The sequence below is a fragment of the Luteibacter yeojuensis genome (genome assembly GCF_011742875.1).
Classification (GTDB): domain Bacteria; phylum Pseudomonadota; class Gammaproteobacteria; order Xanthomonadales; family Rhodanobacteraceae; genus Luteibacter; species Luteibacter yeojuensis.
In genome coordinates this window covers 1,246,770-1,265,234 of the sequence record NZ_JAAQTL010000001.1, presented here as the reverse complement: position 1 = coordinate 1,265,234, position 18,465 = coordinate 1,246,770, and the positions used below count along the sequence as shown (strand labels likewise).

Sequence of the window (18,465 nt, the reverse complement as noted above, 5' to 3'; positions counted from 1 at the left end):
CCCGGTACCTGCCATGCCAGGTATCTGATCTGCATCGCATTCCCTTCGGCCGGTCCGGTTGGCCTACTACTCCGGACTGGCCCAGAGGACTATCATCCGCTCGCGAGTGGCCTCGAGGGGAGGTCCGCCGCGAGGGCCGGGGTGGGGCCCCGGCTCAAAGGACGAGGCAGATGGGGAAGGTCATCGAATTCCTTGCGCGCGCCGGCAGCGATGCGGCGCTGCGGCACGCGTCCGCGGATGTCGTGCGCATCGCGCTGCTCGACGCCGGTGTCGACGACGTCGAACTCGGCCGCGCACTGTCCGGGTCAGACGGCGATGCGCTCCGCGCCCTGTTGGGCCGGGGCGGATATTGCTGTTCGCAGATGCCGGACGATCCTCAGCGAGAGGAGGACTATCCCGGCGACGAAGACGACGAGAACGGCGACGGCGAGCCCGACGGGAACATCTCGCGCATGCCGCCCGAGGATCCGTCCCGTTGAGGCCATGAAGACGTCGTTGCGCCATGTTCTCCCGTTGCTGGCCACCGTGTTGCTGGTGGTTTGCACGGGATTGCGTGCCGCACCCGACGAGGGGGGCATCCCGTCGTCCCCCGAGGCGATCCTGTCCCGCGCCGACGACATCAAGATCAAGGACTTCGAAGGCTTCGGTCGCCTGCTCGACGGACTGGAGGCGCGCGACGCGAAGCTGACGCCGGTCGAACATTGGAGGCTGCGCTTCCTCCAGGGGTGGCGGTATACCTGGCTCGGCGACTACGACGCCGGCAGGAAAGCCCTGGAGGAGGTCGCGGACAACGCAACCGACATCGTGCTGCGCTTCCGCGCGACGGCGACGCTGATCAACCTGCTCGGGGTTGGGCATCGTTACCAGGAGGCTTTCGTGCGGCTCAACCAGCTGCAGGAAATGATGCCGTCCATTCGCGACGGAAAGGCGCGCTTCCAGGGGCTTGGCGAGGCCTCGCAGTTGCTCAGTTCGGCCGGTCAATACGAGCAAGCGGAAGCGTACGCCAGGGAGATGATGGAAAACCCGCCACCGGGGCGGACGATCTGCATCGGGGCGCAGCACCTGCTTCGCGCCGAGCGCGAGGCAAACCGGCTGAAGACGCTGGATCCGATGTTCCTCCGGGCGCTGGACGTATGCGACGCGACGGGCGACGACGTGTTCGCGGACACCATGCGCGCCGACATCGCCGCATTCCATCTCTCGCAAGGCCGCGCCGCCGAAGCCGTGAAGATCCTGACGGAGTCACGGGACGGTCTGCGGACCCTGAATTACCCGGCGTTGCTGACGGAATACGACGCCACGCTCGCGCAGTCGTACTTCGCACTGGGTGACCTGACCAACGCGAGGCGTTTCGCGCTTTCCGCAGTCGCGGGTTCGATCAAGGACGAATTCACCGATCCGCGGCGCACGGGATACGGCGTGCTTTATGAGGTGGAGCGTCGGCTCGGCAATGCGCAGGCGGCGCTGGCCTACCATGAGAAGTACATGGAAGCCGACAAGGGCTATCTGAACGACGTGAGCGCGCGCAGTCTCGCGTTCCAGATCGTCGACCAGCAGCTCCTGGCCCGCAAGGCGGAGGTCGACGCGCTCAACAAGCAGAACGAGATCCTGCGGCTTACCGGCGCGCTCGACCGGAAGGAAGTGGAGACGGGACGGCTGTACATCGTGGTGCTGCTCGCCAGCCTCGGCGCGATCGGCTGGCTGCTGCTGTGGTTGCGGCGCTCGCAGCTGCGCTTCATGAAGCTGGCGCGGCGCGACGGGCTGACCGGCATCTGCAACCGCGAGCACTTCGTGGAGCAGGCGCAGCGCGTGCTGGCGTATGGTGCACGTTCCGATCGCGGTGCCTGCGTGATCCTGTTCGACCTCGACCACTTCAAGGCCGTGAACGATACCTACGGCCATGCCGTCGGCGACGAGGTGCTCAAGCGCGGCGTGGACGTATGCCGCCGCGCGCTGCATGCCTGCGATGTCTTCGGTCGCCTCGGCGGCGAGGAATTCGCGGTGCTGCTGCCCGACTGCAGTCCGGTACAGGCCCGCGCCCGCGCGGAGCAGTTGCGCCTCTCGATCGCGGCCACCTCGGCCACGCAGGCGCGGCCCGACCTCACGGTGACGGCGAGCTTCGGCATCGCCGGCAGCATGCAATGCGGCTTCGAGTTGCACCGCCTGCTGGTCGTGGCCGACGCGGCGCTTTACCGGGCCAAGCGGGCGGGGCGCAATTGCGTCTTCATGGGGGATACCGGCGACATTCCGGATTCGCCGTACCTGAGCGAAGCGCGCGGATGAAGACCCTCCGGCCATGCGGCATAAAAAAAGGCCGCTTGCGCGGCCCTTTTTTTTCGACACGTCGCGGCTGGATCAGCGCTGACGGGCCTTGAAACGCGGGTTGCTCTTGCAGATCACGAACACTTTGCCGCGACGGCGAACGACTTTGCAGTCACGGTGACGCGACTTCGCGGACTTCAAAGAGGAAAGCACCTTCACGGCCAGCTCCTGAAACTTTACGGACAAGGAAAAACGGAATTGTAGCGGCCTCTCATGGCTTACGCAAGCGCCGGCCACCATTGGTCTTTCAGCCGAGGCCAAGCTTCGAACGGGCCTCGCGGACGGTGCGGAGGAAGCTCTCCAGTACCGGGGACGTATTGTCCACGCGCGAGGCCACCGCGAGCAACAGGTGGGCCTCCGGATCGTCGACCGGCACGAAGGCCACGCCCTTCAGGTGCACCACCCGCAGGGACGCGGGCACCAGCGCCACGCCGAGGCCGGCAGCCACCAGGGGAAGGAGGGAGGGGATCTGCTGGGCCTCCTGGCGGATGTGCGGCCGGAACCCCGCCTTGTTCGCCAGAAGAGCCAGACGGTCGTTGAGCGTTGCCGCCAGGGCGCGCGGCGGTGCGACGAAGCGTTCCCCGGCGAGGTCGGCCATGCGCAGGACGGGTTGCTTCGCGAGCCGATGGCCCATGGGGAGGGCGATCACCAGGGGTTCGTGGTCGATCACTTCCACGTCGAGCTGGCGGGCGTTCGCCACGCCCTCCGGGTGGGCGCGCAGGAGGCCTACGTCGATCTGTCCGGAGAGGATGGCGTCGTACTGGGCTCCCGTGAACATTTCTCCCAGGTGCAGGCTGACGCCAGGCACCGCATGGGAGAAGCGCAGCAACGTCTCCGGCAGTGCCGGATGGAAAGACACCGACACGGCATAGGCGAGCCTCAGCTGGCCGGTGAAGCCGGCGGCGGCTTCGGTGACCACGGTCCGGGCGGTCTCGGCCCGGGCGAGGATGGCCTTGGCCTCCGCGAGGAACAGCCGGCCGGGCTCCGTCAGGGCCACGCGGCGGCGGTTACGGTCGAGCAGGCGCACGCCGAGATCGGCCTCGAGCGACTGGATCTGCTGAGAGAGCGGGGGCTGGGAAATATGCAGGCGTTGCGCGGCCTGGGTGAAGCTCAGGGTTTCGGCAACCTCGACGAAGTAGCGCAGCTGGCGGAGGTCGAACATAGTCGAATTTCGAATAAGTGAGTGCCGAAAGATATATTGGCCGGAATTTCCTAGGAAATCTATGATTCTTCTCGACCTACCACCAACCCCTCCCCCTGGGTCGGTAGGTCCCTCGCCCCGCATCGACGCTAACTACCGGCATCCGGCCTACCTCCCCCCCCGAGGCCCATGCTGAGGCGTCCTCTGCGGGGCGACTTCTTTTCTGCATCCGGAAACACCGGCCTGGCCTTGTAGGAGCCGCTATAGCGGCGAGAGCAATCTCGCGAAAGGGCAAGCTCCCGCGAGGTTTCCTCGCCGCTATAGCGGCTCCTACAACGGCGGTGTCAGACCTTCGAGGTGAAATCGCAGCCAGTACCGGCGCGAACCTGCGCCTCATCCACCCCTGGCGCCAGCTCCACGAGCTCGAGCCCGCCCGGCACCACGTCGAACACCGCCAGGTCGGTGATGATCCGGTTCACCACGCCTTTGCCGGTGAGCGGCAGGGTGCACTCGGTCAGGATCTTGGGCGTGCCGTCCTTCGCCATGTGTTCCATGAGCACCACGACGCGCTTCACGCCCGCCACCAGGTCCATGGCGCCGCCCATCCCCTTCACCATCTTTCCGGGCACCATCCAGTTCGCGATGTCGCCCTCGCCGGTGACCTGCATGGCGCCGAGGATGGAAATGTCGATGTGTCCGCCGCGGATCATGGCGAAGGAATCGGCGCTGGAGAAATACGACGCGCCCGGGCGGGCGGTCACCGTCTGCTTGCCGGCGTTGATGAGATCGGCGTCCACTTCTTCCTCGGTAGGGAAGGGGCCGATGCCGAGCAGGCCGTTTTCCGATTGCAGCCACACGTCCACGCCTTGGGGCAGGTGGTTCGCGACCATCGTCGGCAAGCCGATGCCGAGGTTCACGTAATCGCCATCGGAGAGTTCCAGGGCGGCGCGCTGCGCCATCTGTTCGCGGGTCCAGGCCATGGTGGTCTCCTCAGGCGCGCACGGTGCGCTGTTCGATGCGCTTCGACGGCGCGGGATTATGCACGATGCGGTCCACGTAGATGCCCGGCGTATGGATCTGGTCCGGGTCCAGTTCGCCCACCTCGACCATGATCTCCACCTCGGCGATGCAGACCTTGCCCGCCGTCGCGACCATCGGATTGAAGTTGCGCGCGGTCTTCCGGTAGACGAGGTTGCCCGACGGATCGGCCTTCCACGCCTTCACCAGCGACACGTCGGCCACGATGGACCGTTCCATCACGTACATGTGCCCGTCGAATTCGCGGGTTTCCTTGCCTTCCGCGACCTGGGTGCCGTAGCCGGTGCGGGTGAAGAAGGCCGGGATGCCGGCGCCGCCGGCGCGCAGCTTCTCGGCCAGGGTGCCCTGCGGCGTGAACTCCACTTCCAGCTCGCCGGCGAGGAACTGGCGCTCGAACTCCTTGTTCTCGCCCACGTACGAGGAAATCATCTTCCGGATCTGGCGGGTGCCGAGGAGCTGGCCCAGGCCCACGCCGTCGATTCCGGCGTTGTTGGAGACGGCGGTGAGGCCGGTCACGCCGGAGTCGCGCAGCGCCTCGATGAGCAGTTCCGGTATGCCGCAGAGGCCGAAACCGCCGACGGCGACGGTCTGCCCGTCGGCCACGAGACCCGCGAGCGCCTCCCGGGCGCTGGCGACGCGTTTGTCGCGCGAGTGCGACTTCACCTGGTTCATGCGCTTCGATCCTTCCGGGCGGTCCGGCCGCCGGTTCGCCGCCCATCATAGCCGAGCCCGGCGAAGGGCTTCGCCGCAGTGCGGGAAACTTGCAAGAACCGGCGGCCGTTATGGCGCTTTGATGCGCATGGTTCCATCCTGACGCCTTTCCCAGTCGGAGACCCTCCCGTGAGCAAGCAGAAGATCGGCGTGATCGGCATGGCCGTCATGGGCCGCAACCTGGCCTGGAACATCGAAAGCCGCGGTCATGCGGTGTCGATCTTCAACCGCAGCCGGGAAAAGACGGACGAGGTGATGGCGGAGAGCCCGGGCAGGAAGCTGGTGCCTTCCTATACGCTCGAGGCGTTCGTGGAGTCGCTGGAGAAGCCGCGCCGGATCCTGCTCATGGTGCAGGCGGGCGCGGGCACGGACGCCGTGATCGAACAGCTGCGCCCCCTCCTGGACAAAGGCGACATCCTGATCGACGGCGGCAACACTTATTACAAGGACACGGTGCGCCGTGGCGAGCAACTGGCCGCCGACGGCCTGCACTTCATCGGCACCGGCGTGTCCGGCGGCGAGGAGGGCGCACTGAAGGGTCCATCGATCATGCCCGGCGGGCCGCGCGACGCGTACGACCTGGTGGCGCCGATCCTCACGGAGATCGCCGCGCGGGCGCCGGACGGCGAACCCTGTGTCATCTACATCGGGCCGGGCGGCGCGGGGCATTACGTGAAGATGGTGCACAACGGCATCGAATACGGCGACATGCAATTGATCGCCGAAAGCTATGCCGTGCTCAAGCACGTGGCCGGCCTGTCCAACGAGGAACTGGCCGACGTCTACCGCGAATGGAACGAGGGCGAGCTCGACAGCTTCCTCATCGAGATCACCTCCAGGATCTTCCGCCGCAAGGACGAGAAGAGCGGAAAGATGCTCGTGGACATGATCCTCGATCGCGCCGCGCAAAAGGGCACCGGCAAATGGACGAGCCAGAGTGCGCTCGACCTGGGCGTTCCCCTCACGCTCATCACCGAATCGGTGTTCGCCCGCGTGTTGTCTTCCATGAAGGAGGAGCGCGTCGCCGCCAGCCGGGTGCTGGCCGGGCCGCAGGTTCCGGGATTCACCGGCGACCGTAAGGCCTTCGTCGAGTCCGTGCGCCGCGCGCTTTATATGAGCAAGATCATTTCCTACGCGCAGGGCTTCGCCCAGTTGCGCGCAGCCTCGGACGAAAACCGCTGGGACCTGGATTACGGCGGCATCGCCAAGATCTTCCGTGCCGGCTGCATCATCCGCGCCCGCTTCCTGCAGAAGATCACCGATGCCTACAAGCACGACGGAGCCCTGAAGAACCTGCTCCTCGACCCCTACTTCCGCGACGTGGCCCAGTCCTACCAGGCGGCCCTGCGCGAGGTGGTGGGGGAAGCGGTGCGGGTCGGCGTTCCGGTGCCGGGTTTTTCGGCGGCGGTGGCCTATTACGACAGCTACCGTGCCGAGACGCTGCCCGCCAACCTCATCCAGGCGCAGCGCGACTTCTTCGGAGCGCACACCTTCGAGCGCGTCGACGAGAAGGGCAGTTTCCACGCGGAATGGGCAGAATGATGTACTCCTAGGAACTTTCTGAATTCGGTGTAAGTCGAATCCCGTGAAGCAGGTCGGCCACGGGGAGCTAGCGCTGTAGGGACCCTCCCTTTAGAGTTGGCGGATCGGCAACAGGCCAGGGGTCGGCATCCATAGCCGTGTCCAACGAGGGAGTACGTTGTTCCATGCCTAAGAGTTCTCTGATCGCCGCTACGGCGCTCGCGGTCGCGCTTGCCGGCTGCACGACGCTGCCGCAGCCGCGGGACGATGGATCGTTGCAGCGCGAGGCGCTGGCCGGGACGGAGAAGCCGGCGCCCAGGCCGCTGGCGATCGGCGACAGCAATCCGCCGGTGCCGCCGGCGGCGGCACCGGACATCACCACGGGCACGGGGGAGTTCGTCAAGCCGGTGGGGCTGGCCAAGCCCAGGCCGGTGGCGGCGGGGTCGGGCACGGTGACGTTCAATTTCGAGAACCAGCCGGTGGAGTCGGTGGTCAAGGCGATCCTGGGCGACCTGCTGCACGAGAACTACTCGATCGTGCCGGGCGTGCAGGGCAACGTGTCGTTTTCCACCTCGCAGCCGGTGACCAGCGAGCAGGCGCTGCCGATCCTGGAGACGCTGCTGTCGTGGACCGGCAACGCGCTGGTGCAGACCAACGGTCGCTACGTGGTGCTGCCGTCCAAGGAGGCGGTGGCGGGGAACCTGGTGCCGAGCATCGGCGCGGCGGCGCCGCCGGGCGGTTTGCAGGCGCGCCTGTTTCCGTTGCGCTTCATCTCGGCCACCGAGATGCAGAAGCTGATCAAGCCGTTCGCGCGGCCGGACGCGACGCTGCTGGCCGATCCGACGCGCAACGTGCTGGTGATGGCCGGTACGCCGAGCGAGCTGGACAACTACGAGCGTACGGTGAAGACCTTCGACGTGGACTGGCTGCGCGGGATGTCGGTGGGGGTGTTCAGTTTGCAGCGGGCGGAGGTGAAGGAGCTGACGCCGACGCTGGACAAGTTGTTCGGGGAGAAGGGCAATACGCCCATGGCGGGCCTGCTGCGCTTCATTCCGATCGAGCGGACGAATTCGCTCGTGGTGATCAGTCCGCAGCCGGCGTACCTGGAGGAAGTGAAGAGCTGGATCGACCGGATCGATCGCGGCGGCGGCAACGAACCGCAGTTGTACGTGTACGACGTGCGCAATGTGCAGGCCGCGGATCTGGCGCAATACCTTTCCGACATCTACGGAGGCGGTTCCGGTGGCGGCCGTTCGGGCGACAGCGGCGGCCGGGTGGGGCCGGGGCTGAGTTCGGGCACGCTCGGCGGCGACAGCGACCTCGGCAACCGCGACGGCTCCGGGCTCGGCAGCACCACCGGCGGCTTCGGCAACACGTCGTCGTCCGGTTCGCTCCTCAATACGACGAACAACAATGGGCTCAACGGCGCGTATCCGTCCTCGTCGTCCGGCATGGGCGGTTCGTCCTTCGGGTCGTTCGGTTCGAGCGGCGGCGGTTTCGGCGACGACTCCTCGTCGCGCCGCCAGCACAGCGGGCCGGTCACGACGGATGAAGGCGTGCGCATCACCTCGGTGGATTCGAACAACCAGCTGATGGTGCGCTGCCGTCCCTCGCAATGGTCGGAAATCGAACAGGCGATCAAGCGCCTCGACGCCGTGCCGCTGCAGGTGCAGATCGAGACGCGCATCCTCGAGGTGGCGCTCACCGGCCAGTTCCAGTTCGGCGTGCAGTGGTACCTGGAGGGCCTCGTCGGGGGTTCCAACGGCAGTGTCGGCCAGCCGGGCAACAACCAGCAGTGGGCGCTCGGTGACGGCGGCAACACCTTCACGCAGGGCAAGAGCGCGTTCTTCTATTCCTTCGTGAACAACGAGCTTTCCGTGGCGCTGAAGGCTTTGGAAACCAGCGGCAACACCAAGACGCTGTCCGCGCCCTCGCTGGTGGTGCTGAACAACCAGAAGGCGCACATCCAGGTCGGCGACCAGATACCGATCACGCAGACCTTCGTGAACACCAGCGCGAACACGGACAACACGATCGGCCAGGTGGAATACAAGGACACCGGCGTGATCCTCAACGTGCGCCCGCGCGTGAATCCGGGCGGCCTGGTCTACCTCAACATCAACCAGGTGGTGAGTGCGCCGGGCCTGAAAGACACGACCACGGGCAATTTCCCCATCCAGCAGCGCGAGGTCGCCACCCAGGTGGCGGTGCAGAGCGGGCAGACGGTGTTGCTCGGTGGCCTGATCAAGCAGCAGGAAGGCGTGACCGATACCGGTATCCCGGGGCTTAATCGCATTCCTGTCATCGGCCGCTTGTTCGGTTCAACCTCCCGGAACCGCGACCGCACGGAGCTGATCGTGCTGATCACGCCACGCGTCATCAGCAATGGCCAGGAAGCCAAGGACGTTACCGACGAGTACCAGCGCAAATTCGAATCCCTGCGTCCGTATCGCGCCGAAGCGAAGCTGGGCAGCGGCGAGCCGACGGTAACCGTGCCGCTCAACAAGCCTTGAGTTGCAGGAGCCGCTACCGGGCCAAGGGGTTGAGGTAGGTGACCTTCGGCCGGTACGGTTGTACCGAGGTGCCCAGGTTGGGGCCCATTCGATGGCGCAGGCCGCTGGCGTTGTAGAGGCCCAGCGTGTTGCTGGACCGTTGGCTCGGGTCGGCCTGCAAGGCGGTGGTCGGGGTCGACGGCGTGCCCGTCATCATGCGGGTGAGGCATGCATACGACAGGGCCGGCGATGTGCCGTGGGCCGGCTCGACGCAGCCGGCGTCGGCCGTCGCGCGCACCTCGGGCAGGTCGACGACCTGCGCCGGAACGCCGCGAGCCGTCGCCAGGACAAGTAACGCTGCGATCGACGAGCGGATAGCCATGTCCTTCCCTCCGTAGCAACGGCTTACGGAATACCACGTAACCGGTTGCAGCCGTAAGCAAATCGAAAGACGTCATGATGTTGTCATTAATCATGTCACCGTCCCGGCGCCGTTCTGTCATTTGGCGCACCTAGCCTTCCCCCCGAAGACCCGCTCCCGTCCCATCGTCCATGCACGAGGAATGACCGTGGCACGCAGCGTCCTCGCGCTTGTCGCGTGCATGGTCCTGCTCGCGCCACCCGGATCGGTGGCGCAGGAGCGGGCGTCGGCGGATCGGCCACAGGGGGCGGAAGGAACGCATGCGCCAACGCGCTTCGACATCGACGCACAAGCTCTCGCCACGGCGTTGCGCGCCTTCAGCGAAGCATCGGGCACGGCCGTGCTGTTCGACGACGCCCTTGTTGCCGACAAGCGGAGCCAGGGCATCCACGGCGAGGCGACGGCACGCGATGCGCTGCGCGTCGTTCTGCTCGGTACCGGCCTCGAAGCGCGTTTCTCGGCCATGAACGCCTTTACCGTCGCATTGCCCGACGCCGCACCCACCGATGTTCCCGCCATGCCGGAGCCTGCCGATGTCCCGGCGATGGACGACCGGACGGCAGGCCTGCTGCAGTCGGCCCTCGAGCGGGCACTGTGCGCGCGCGTGGCGACACGCCCCGGTGCGTTCCGTCTCGCCATGCAGGTATGGATCGACTCCGCCGGCAGGGTCGCGAATGCGATCGCGCTCGCGCCGTCCGACGACCCTGCGAGGGACGACAAGGTCCTTGCGGCCGTGCGCACGGTGCGGGTTCCATCGACGCTCCATCGTTTCAGTCCGGTGACCGTCCTGCTCGCGCCGGCGGCCGGGCATCGCTGCAGCGAATCCGGCGCATGGGAAGGTTGACCGTGGAGACCACGCTGCTCGGCACCTTCCTCGACAACTACGAGGACTTCCGCAGGCGCCTGCGCCGCCGCCTGCGTTCCGACGACCTGGTCGACGACGTATTGCAGGAGACGTACCTGAAGGTGGAACGGCTGACCCCGGGTGACGCATCGTCCCCGGTCCTGTGGGAAGCGCGTCCGCGCGCGATGGAGTCTGCGGCAAGCCCTCTTCCCGCGAATCCCACCGCGTATCTGTTCCGCATGGCGCTCAACATGGCCGTGGACCAGCATCGAAGTGCCGGCCGCCTGCTGACCGGCGCCGAGGTCGACGAACTGCTGCATGGCGTGGACGATCCGGTCGATCCGCCGACCGTGCTGGCCTCGCGCCAGGACCTGGAAGCGCTCGGTGCGGCGCTCGACGCCCTCACGCGCCGCCAGCGCGAGATTCTCATCGCGGCCCGCGTGGAAGAGCAGCCGCATACGGAAATCGCGTCCCGGCATGGCATATCGGTGCGCATGGTGGGCAAGGAACTCAAGAAGGCTCTTGAGACCTGTGCCACAAAAGTGGGGCGCCGCTCGATCCAGCGGTTCGGTCCCGGCGCGGGCGATCCGTCTTGAGCGATATGGGAACGACCAGCATCGAGGACAGCGAGCGCCAGGCCCGGGCGTGGCTCGTCCACCTCACATCGGGCACGGCCACCCGCGAGGACGCCGAGGCGTTCCGTCGCTGGTGCCTGTCCGACGAAGGGCATGCCGAAGCCTTCGCGCGCACGCGGCGCATGTGGGAGGACCTCGGTCCCGCCATCGCCCGCCACGATCGCCCGGAGCGGAGCGAACGCGTGCCGCCGCGGCATGGCGTGCGCATGGGGCGGCGGATGTTCCTCGCCACCGCCGTCGGCGCAGCGATCGCGGCGTTGTTCGTCGGAAGGCATGGCATGGACCTCGGTGTCGGCGGCGGGGATGCCTCGCGCGTGCGTACGGCCGTGGGCGAGCAACGGCGGCTCGAGGTCGTACCGGGCGTGACCGTCGAAATGAACACGGCCACGGACATCGGCCTGCGCGGCAGCGGAGAAGCCGTGACCGGCATGCGACTGCGTGGCGGCGAGGCGGTCGTGCGCGTCGACGCATCGCGGAAGGCTCCCTTCGTGGTGGAGATTGCCGATGCCCGGGTCGTTTCGGTTCCGGGGTCGTCGGTGGCCGTGCGTTGCATCGACAGCGAATCCGCGGTGACCTGCCTCGACGGTGAGGCCATCCTCTCCGTCGGCAGCACGAAGACGCGAGTGAAGCCCGCGCAGCAGGTGGCCTTCGACGACGGCGGCGTGGCGGCGGCGGTGGCCGTGAACACGGATACCGCGCTCGCGTGGCGCAATCGCGTGCTGATCTACGACAACCAGCCGCTTGCCGACGTGGTCGCCGACATCAATCGCTATCGCCCGGGCCGTATCGTGATCACCGATCGCACGCTGGGCGAAAGGCGCGTGCATGCGCGCTTCACGCTCGACCAGATGGCCGACGTGGCCACGCTGATCGAGGACGCCTACGGCGCGCACGCGACGCACCTGCCCGGCGGTTGGGTGCTGCTGAGCTGAGCACGTCGCCGGCTGCCGCCGACGGCCGGTGAATTTTTTGTGACAACGGTTCAGTGCCACCCGTGCCCGCGCGTCTTGTGGGCAAACGGAACAGCAGGGGATCGAGCGTGCAAGCAAGAGCAGTACGGGTGAACGCATGATGCGTATCGCGGCCCACCGGCAGGTGCGCGCACTCGCGCTGGCCGTGTTCCTCGGCCTCGCGCGCGGTGCGGCCGCCCAGGATGCGCCGACGTCGTTCGACGTGAACGAATACGTCGTCGACGGCAATACCACGCTCCACGCCCTGGACATCGAGACGGCGGTCTATCCGTTCCTCGGTCCCGGCAAGTCGATGAACGACGTGACCGCCGCGCGCGACGCCTTGCAGAAGGCCTACCAGGCGCACGGCTACCAGTCGGTGGTGGTGGACCTGCCGCCGCAGCAGGTGAAGGGTGGCGTGATCCGCTTCCAGGTCACGGAGAACACGATCGGCCGTGTGCGCGTCGAAGGCGCGACGTACCGGTCGCCGAAGGACATCCGCGACGCGGTGCCCGCGTTGCGCGAAGGCGAGGTGCCGGACTTCAGGCGGGCCCAGCAGCAGCTCACCGACGTGAACCGCCGCAGCGGGGCGCAGGTGCTTCCTGTGCTGACGCCGGGCAAGCTGCCGCAGACGATGGACGTGACGCTCAAGGTCACCGATCCGTCGCCGTGGCATGCCAGCCTGGAGGTCAACAACGACCACAGCGTGAACACGCCGGAACTGCGTACCGTTGCCAGTGTCCGCGACGACAACCTCTTCCAGGAAGGTCAGTCCGCCTCGCTCACGTACATCGTCGCGCCGCAGGATCGCGACGCGGCCGAAGTCTGGGCCGGGTCGTACATGATTCCGCTGGGCGGGGAGTGGAGCCTGCTCGCCTCGGCCTACAAGTCCAACAGCAATGCCAACGCCGTGGGCGGGACCACGGTGCTCGGCAAGGGCAATGCGTTCGGCTTCAACCTCATCCGCAACCTCCCGACGCACAGCGAGTATTCGCAGTCGCTGTCGATGGGCCTGACACGCAAGCATTTCGACCAGGACATCAGCCTGGCCGACCAGACCTCGAAGTCGCCGATCACGTACATCCCGCTGAACGTGACCTACCAGGGCCAGTCGTTCGGCGAGAAATCGTCCAGCACCGTCGCCGTCGGCGGCACGGTCGGCTTCCGCGCCGGCGGCAGCAGCGCAGCGGCGTTCGACAACCAGCGTTACAAGGCGCGCGCGAACTTCTTCTACGTGAAGGTGGACGGTGGCCATACGCGCACCCTGGACAGCGGTTTCACCCTCGCCGGACGCCTCGGCCTGCAACTGTCGAATTCCTCGCTGATTTCCAGCGAGCAATACGCGGCCGGTGGCGAGAGCACCGTGCGCGGTTACCTCGAGGCCGAGCAGACCGCGGACCACGGCGCCATCGGCTCGCTGGAGCTGCGTTCGCCGTCGATCGCCCGGCATCTCGGCGAGTGGGTGAACGACCTGCGCCTGCACGCCTTTGTCGACGCCGCGCACCTCGTGCTGATGAACGCGCTGCCGACCCTGGTCGACCCGGCGAACCCCGACGCCGGCAGCACGCGCATCCACAGTTACAACCTGTCCAGCGCGGGTCTCGGCACTCGTTTCCAGATCTTCAACATCGCCACCGGCGCGTTCGAGATCGCTTATCCGTTCAAGGACGGGCAGGCGACGCGCGCGCACGACACGCGGATCCATTTTTCACTCAAGGCGGATCTCTGACCGGCAGGTCGGACTTTCAGACATTCCAGGGGTATTACCGTGACTCGACTCTTGCTACTGACCTGCTTGCTGCTTCTCGGCTGGATGCCGGCGGCCTATGCCGACGCCTCCTGGTGGAACCAGGACTTCGCCTTCCGCAAGGCCATCACCGTCGACACCACCGCGAAGGGCGGCAACGTCGCCATCGCGGCGGGCCGCGTGCCGCTGCTGGTTCGTCTGCATTCGGGCAACTTCACCTTCGACGGCGTGTCCGAAAGCGGTGCCGACGTGCGCTTCGTCGCCTCGGACGACAAGACCCCGCTGAACTACCAGATCGAGAGCTTCGACCCGGTGCTGGGCGTCGCACTGGTCTGGGTGGACCTGCCGCAGCTGGGCGCGGACAGCCAGCAGCAGATATGGATGTACTACGGCAACCCGAAGGCCCAGGGCGGCGAGAAGGCCGGTGCGGTGTTCGACGCCGACTACGCCGCCGTCTACCACTTCGAGGAACCTGCCGGTACGCCGCCGCGCGACGCCACGGCCTATGCCAACAACGCGGTGGGCAACGACATCCTCACGGCCGACGGCATCATCGGCAAGGCCGCGCGCTTCGACGGCTCGAAGATCGTCACGCTGCCGGGCAGCGTGTCGATGAACGTGGCCGAGGGCGGCAGCTTCACCTTCAGCGGCTGGATCAAGCCCGACCCGGTGCCGGCAGGTCGCTCCGTCGTCTACGCGCGTCGCCAGGGCGACCGGAAGCTGATCGTCGGGCTCGACAATGGCGTGCCCTTCGTCCAGGTGGACGATGCCGTCAGCGCTGCCGGCGAGGCGGTCAAGGCCGGCGACTGGACGTACCTTGCCCTCACCGCCACCGGTAACGACATCGATCTGTACGTCGATGGCCGTCCCTATGCGAAGCTCGACGCGAAGCTGCCGGCGATGACCAGCCAGGCCACCCTCGGCGGCGACGTCGCCGGACAGGCGGATACCTTCGTGCCGTTCACGGGCATGCTCGACGAAGTGCGCCTGTCGCGCATCGCCCGGCCGGCCACGCTCATCGCCGTGGACGCGCAGGCGCAGGGCGCCGAGTCGAGGCTGCTGGCCTACGGTGCGGACGAGAAACAGTCGGGCGTGGGCTTCGGCTATTTCGGCATCATCGTGAAATCGGTGACCGCGGATGCCTGGGTGGTCATCGCCATCCTGCTCGTGATGGCCGCCATCTCCTGGCTGGTGATGTGGCAGCGCGCCGCGTATGTGAGCAAGGTAAGCCGCGCGAACGACGATTTCCTCGATGCGTTCCGTCAGCAGGGCCGCAACATCCTCGCGCTGTCGCGCGATCCGGCCGCCGCACGCCTGGGCGATGCGTCGCTCTATCGGCTGTACAAGGTCGGCGCCGCGGAAGTGTGGAGCCGCCACGATGCCGACGGCCACGACGGCATCGCTCCCGAATCGATCGAGGCCATCCGCGCCACCATGGACTCGGTGCTGGTTCGCGAGAACCAGGCGTTGTCGAAGTCGATGGTGCTCCTGACCATCGCCATCTCCGGTGGCCCCTTCCTCGGCCTGCTCGGCACCGTCGTGGGCGTGATGATCACCTTCGCGGCCATCGCCGCGGCCGGCGACGTGAACGTGAACGCCATCGCCCCGGGCATCGCCGCGGCGCTGCTTGCCACCGTCGCTGGCCTGTTCGTCGCGATCCCGGCGCTGTTCGGCTACAACTACCTGCTGATCCGCAACAAGAACGTCACCGCGAACATGCAGGTGTTCGTGGACGAGTTCGTGACGCGCCTGGCGGAACAGCAGCGTTCGTCCAAGCCTTCCGCCGTCGCGGCCTGAGGGAGCGGATCATGCGCGCGCAAGACGACGACAAACCGTACGACGACATCAACATCACGCCGATGCTCGACCTGGCCTATGTGCTGCTCGTCATCTTCATCATCATGACCACGGCATCGGTGCAGGGCATCAAGGTGAACCTGCCCAAGGCCAGCGCCGCGGTGAGCATGGCCAAGCCGCAGACGAAGGCGATCACCATCGCCGATTCGGGCCAGGTATTCCTGGACGCGTATCCGGTCACCATCGACGAACTCGAGCAGCGCCTGCGCTCGCTCAAGGCGATCAATCCGGATTTTCCGGTGGTGGTGAAGGGCGATGCCACCGTCCAGTACCAGAAGGTGATGGACGTGCTCGACCTGCTGCGTCGCGTGGACCTGCCGCAGGTCGGCCTGGTCACCGGCAAGTCGCCGAAGGGATGAGCGCGTGACGACGCAGCCATACCATCGCCGCCGCCAGCGCCGCTGGCTCGGTCCCGTGCTGGGCGGTGCCGTCGTGCTGCTGCTCGCCGCGCTCGTCTGGCACTTCGCCGGCAGCAGCGTGGGCGTGCGGCGCGAGGCGCCGCGCATCGCCACGATCACGCCCTTGCCCCCACCGCCTCCGCCGCCGAAGGAAAAGCCGCCGGAGCCGAAGAAGGTGGAGGAAGAAATGAAGCCGGTCGAGAAACCGCAGGATATGCCGCAGAAGCCGGTCGACGCGCCGAAGCCGAGCAACGACATCGCTAAGAACGTGACGATCAAGGGCGATGCCCAGGCCGGCAGCGACGCCTTCAACATCGGTGCCGGCGACGGCGGCGGCATGATGGGTTCCGGCGGCGGCAGCGGTACCGGTACCGGCAGCTACGACCAGTATCTCGGTTATGCCATCCAGCAGGCCGTGCAGCGCGACGAGCGGGTGAACCGTCTCGTTTTCGACGTGCGCGCCGATGTGTGGCTGGATGCCGAAGGCCGCCTCACGCGTGCCGAGCTGGTGGGCTCCAGCGGCAACGAAAAGACCGACGCGGCGCTCATGGACGCCTTGCGCGCGATGCCGCGCATCGACGTGGCGCCACCCTCATCCCTGCGCTTCCCCTTGCGCGTCGCCATCCGCGGGAGGCGTCCCGCATGAGCGCCGTCAATCCACTACATACCCGGAGAGTTCGAATGACCATCGGAAAGGCCCGCCACCGCCCCGCGCGAGCCATGCTGACGGCCGCCATCGTGCTGGCGCTTTGCGCCGGCGGCGCGCATGCACAGAGTGCGCCGTCCGATAACGCCACCATCAACCTCGTGCGCCTCCTGGTGAAGCGCGGCGTGCTGACCCAGTCCGACGCCGATGGCCTCATCGCCCAGGCGAATGCCGAGGCCGCGCAGGTGCGGAAAGCGGCCGGCACGGCGAACGCCGTGCCGGCGGTCCCTGGTCAGGTGCGCGTGACCTACGTGCCGGAAGTGGTGCGCAACCAGATCAAGGACGAGCTGCGCCAGGAAGTCGTGGCGCAGGCGAAGAGCGAGCACTGGGCCGAGCCGGGCAAGCTGCCGGAGTGGCTGGATCGCATCGGCTGGTCAGGCGACATGCGCGTGCGCGACGAATTCCATTACTTCGACAAAGGCAATGCCTATCCCGTCGTGGACTTCGCGCAGCTGAACCGCACGGGTCCCTACGACCTCAACGGCGCGAACCCGCCGCCGCTGCTCAATACCCTCGAGAACCGCACGAATTCGCTGCGTATCCGTGCGCGCCTGGGCGTGAACGTGGACCTGGGCGAAAACGTGAGCGCCGGTATCCGCATCGGCACCGGCAACGACAACAACCCGGTCTCCACCACCCAGACCCTTGGCGGTGGCCTCGCGAAGAAAGATCTCTGGCTCGATCAGGCCTGGCTGGCGTGGAAGCCGACCTCCTGGGCAGAGGTCATTGGCGGTCGCATGCCGAACCCGTTCATGAGCACGGACCTGGTCTATTCGAACGACCTGAACTTCGACGGCATCGTGGGCAAGTTCGACATGCCGGTGACCGACGAGATCGGCACGTTCGCGAACCTGGGCATGTTCCCGATCGAGTACCAGGCGGACGACTTCCCGTCGCAGCAGGGCATCAAGAACTCCAGCCGCGACAAGTGGATGACCGGCGCCCAGATCGGTGGCAGCTGGAAGTTCAACGAGGACACGCAGTGGAAGCTGGCCCTGGCCTACTACCGCTTCGACCACATGCGCGGCGAGCTGTCCTCACCGTGCTCGATCTACCTCGGCGTGACCTACTGCGACACGGATGCCACCCGGTCGGCGTTCATGCAGAAGGGCAATTCGCTGTTCCTCATCCGCGACATCGTGCCGGACCCCAACTCGCCGTCGAGCTATGCGCAGCCGCAGTACGTGGGCCTGGTGTACGACTACCACGTGGCCGATGCGAACACCCAGCTCGACATGAAGGTGGCCGACACTCCCTTGCGCCTCGAGGCCGACTATATCCGCAACCTCGCCTACCACCGTCGCGACGCGTTCCGCGATGACGTGGGCATCAATCGCCTGGTGAACAATTTCGGCGCCGGCGACTTCAGCGAGAACACGTACAAGAGCGGTCCGGTGGGATGGATGGTCCGCGCCACGCTCGGCGACGTGAATCCGCACGCCGCCGGCGACTGGAACATGGCCCTGGCCTACAAGTACCTGCAGCCGGATGCGACGCTCGACGGCCTGACCGACACCGACTTCCATCTGGGCGGCACCAATGCCAAGGGCTTCATCCTCGGCGGCAGCTACGGCATCTCGCCGTACGCGTGGCTGAGTGCGCGTTACTTCAACGCGAAGGAAGTCTTCGGCCCGCCGCTCTCGATCGACGTCTTCCAGCTCGAAATGAATGCGCGGTTCTAA

17 protein-coding genes are annotated in these 18,465 nt (G+C 66.7%); 12 read left to right on the top strand and 5 right to left on the bottom strand.

Features of this window, described 5'->3' with window-relative positions:
• Nucleotides 1-170: 170 nt before the first annotated feature.
• Nucleotides 171-479 (top strand): hypothetical protein, encoded by a 309-nt coding sequence (locus HBF32_RS05530; protein WP_166698708.1) that lies wholly within the window; start codon nucleotides 171-173, stop codon nucleotides 477-479.
• A gap of 4 nt (nucleotides 480-483) precedes the next feature.
• A complete protein-coding gene (locus HBF32_RS05525; protein ID WP_166698707.1) occupies nucleotides 484-2,283 on the top strand; it encodes a tetratricopeptide repeat-containing diguanylate cyclase in 1,800 nt (599 codons plus the stop codon).
• Nucleotides 2,284-2,355: 72 nt separating this feature from the next.
• On the opposite strand, the gene ykgO is transcribed toward HBF32_RS05525, so the two are convergent.
• The 4 genes from ykgO to HBF32_RS05505 form a co-directional block, all read right to left on the bottom strand.
• The gene (gene ykgO / locus HBF32_RS19240) at nucleotides 2,356-2,481 is read right to left on the bottom strand and encodes a type B 50S ribosomal protein L36 (protein WP_029213509.1); all 126 of its coding nucleotides are present in this window, start codon (nucleotides 2,479-2,481) and stop codon (nucleotides 2,356-2,358) included.
• Nucleotides 2,482-2,569: 88 nt separating this feature from the next.
• Nucleotides 2,570-3,484: a LysR substrate-binding domain-containing protein gene (locus HBF32_RS05515; protein WP_166698706.1), complete on the bottom strand. Its 915-nt coding sequence runs from the start codon at nucleotides 3,482-3,484 to the stop codon at nucleotides 2,570-2,572.
• A gap of 323 nt (nucleotides 3,485-3,807) precedes the next feature.
• Nucleotides 3,808-4,443 carry a CoA transferase subunit B gene (locus HBF32_RS05510; RefSeq protein WP_166698705.1) on the bottom strand — a complete coding sequence of 212 codons (636 nt, stop codon included), beginning with the start codon at nucleotides 4,441-4,443 and terminating at the stop codon, nucleotides 3,808-3,810.
• A 10-nt stretch (nucleotides 4,444-4,453) separates the two neighbouring features.
• The gene (locus tag HBF32_RS05505; protein WP_166698704.1) at nucleotides 4,454-5,173 is read right to left on the bottom strand and encodes a CoA transferase subunit A; all 720 of its coding nucleotides are present in this window, start codon (nucleotides 5,171-5,173) and stop codon (nucleotides 4,454-4,456) included.
• 168 nt (nucleotides 5,174-5,341) lie between these two features.
• On the opposite strand from HBF32_RS05505, the gene gndA reads away from it, so the two are divergent.
• Both gndA and gspD read left to right on the top strand, forming a co-directional pair.
• On the top strand, nucleotides 5,342-6,754 hold the full coding sequence (gndA, locus tag HBF32_RS05500; RefSeq protein WP_166698703.1) for an NADP-dependent phosphogluconate dehydrogenase: 1,413 nt from the start codon (nucleotides 5,342-5,344) through the stop codon (nucleotides 6,752-6,754).
• Nucleotides 6,755-6,918: 164 nt separating this feature from the next.
• Nucleotides 6,919-9,246, top strand: coding sequence for a type II secretion system secretin GspD (gspD, locus tag HBF32_RS05495; protein ID WP_166698702.1), 2,328 nt, complete (start codon nucleotides 6,919-6,921; stop codon nucleotides 9,244-9,246).
• A 13-nt stretch (nucleotides 9,247-9,259) separates the two neighbouring features.
• Here the strand turns inward: gspD and HBF32_RS05490 are convergent, their stop codons facing one another.
• On the bottom strand, nucleotides 9,260-9,607 hold the full coding sequence (locus HBF32_RS05490; protein WP_166698701.1) for a hypothetical protein: 348 nt from the start codon (nucleotides 9,605-9,607) through the stop codon (nucleotides 9,260-9,262).
• 187 nt (nucleotides 9,608-9,794) lie between these two features.
• Between HBF32_RS05490 and HBF32_RS05485 the strand changes: the two genes are divergently transcribed.
• The 8 genes from HBF32_RS05485 to HBF32_RS05450 all read left to right on the top strand — a co-directional run bounded on the left by HBF32_RS05485 (nucleotide 9,795) and on the right by HBF32_RS05450 (nucleotide 18,465).
• On the top strand, nucleotides 9,795-10,490 hold the full coding sequence (locus tag HBF32_RS05485; RefSeq protein WP_166698700.1) for an STN domain-containing protein: 696 nt from the start codon (nucleotides 9,795-9,797) through the stop codon (nucleotides 10,488-10,490).
• Nucleotides 10,478-11,086, top strand: coding sequence for an RNA polymerase sigma factor (locus HBF32_RS05480; RefSeq protein ID WP_166698699.1), 609 nt, complete (start codon nucleotides 10,478-10,480; stop codon nucleotides 11,084-11,086). The genes HBF32_RS05485 and HBF32_RS05480 overlap by 13 nt, the downstream gene beginning before the upstream one ends.
• 5 nt (nucleotides 11,087-11,091) lie before the next feature.
• Nucleotides 11,092-12,057, top strand: coding sequence for a FecR family protein (locus HBF32_RS05475; protein ID WP_240147919.1), 966 nt, complete (start codon nucleotides 11,092-11,094; stop codon nucleotides 12,055-12,057).
• 136 nt (nucleotides 12,058-12,193) lie between these two features.
• A complete protein-coding gene (locus HBF32_RS05470) occupies nucleotides 12,194-13,804 on the top strand; it encodes a ShlB/FhaC/HecB family hemolysin secretion/activation protein (protein WP_205287710.1) in 1,611 nt (536 codons plus the stop codon).
• A gap of 39 nt (nucleotides 13,805-13,843) precedes the next feature.
• On the top strand, nucleotides 13,844-15,619 hold the full coding sequence (locus tag HBF32_RS05465; RefSeq protein WP_205287709.1) for a DUF2341 domain-containing protein: 1,776 nt from the start codon (nucleotides 13,844-13,846) through the stop codon (nucleotides 15,617-15,619).
• A gap of 11 nt (nucleotides 15,620-15,630) precedes the next feature.
• A complete protein-coding gene (locus tag HBF32_RS05460) occupies nucleotides 15,631-16,038 on the top strand; it encodes an ExbD/TolR family protein (protein ID WP_166698697.1) in 408 nt (135 codons plus the stop codon).
• A gap of 4 nt (nucleotides 16,039-16,042) precedes the next feature.
• Entirely contained in the window at nucleotides 16,043-16,723 is a 681-nt protein-coding gene (locus tag HBF32_RS05455) for an energy transducer TonB family protein (protein ID WP_205287708.1), read from the top strand.
• Nucleotides 16,724-16,758: 35 nt separating this feature from the next.
• A complete protein-coding gene (locus HBF32_RS05450; protein WP_205287707.1) occupies nucleotides 16,759-18,465 on the top strand; it encodes a putative porin in 1,707 nt (568 codons plus the stop codon).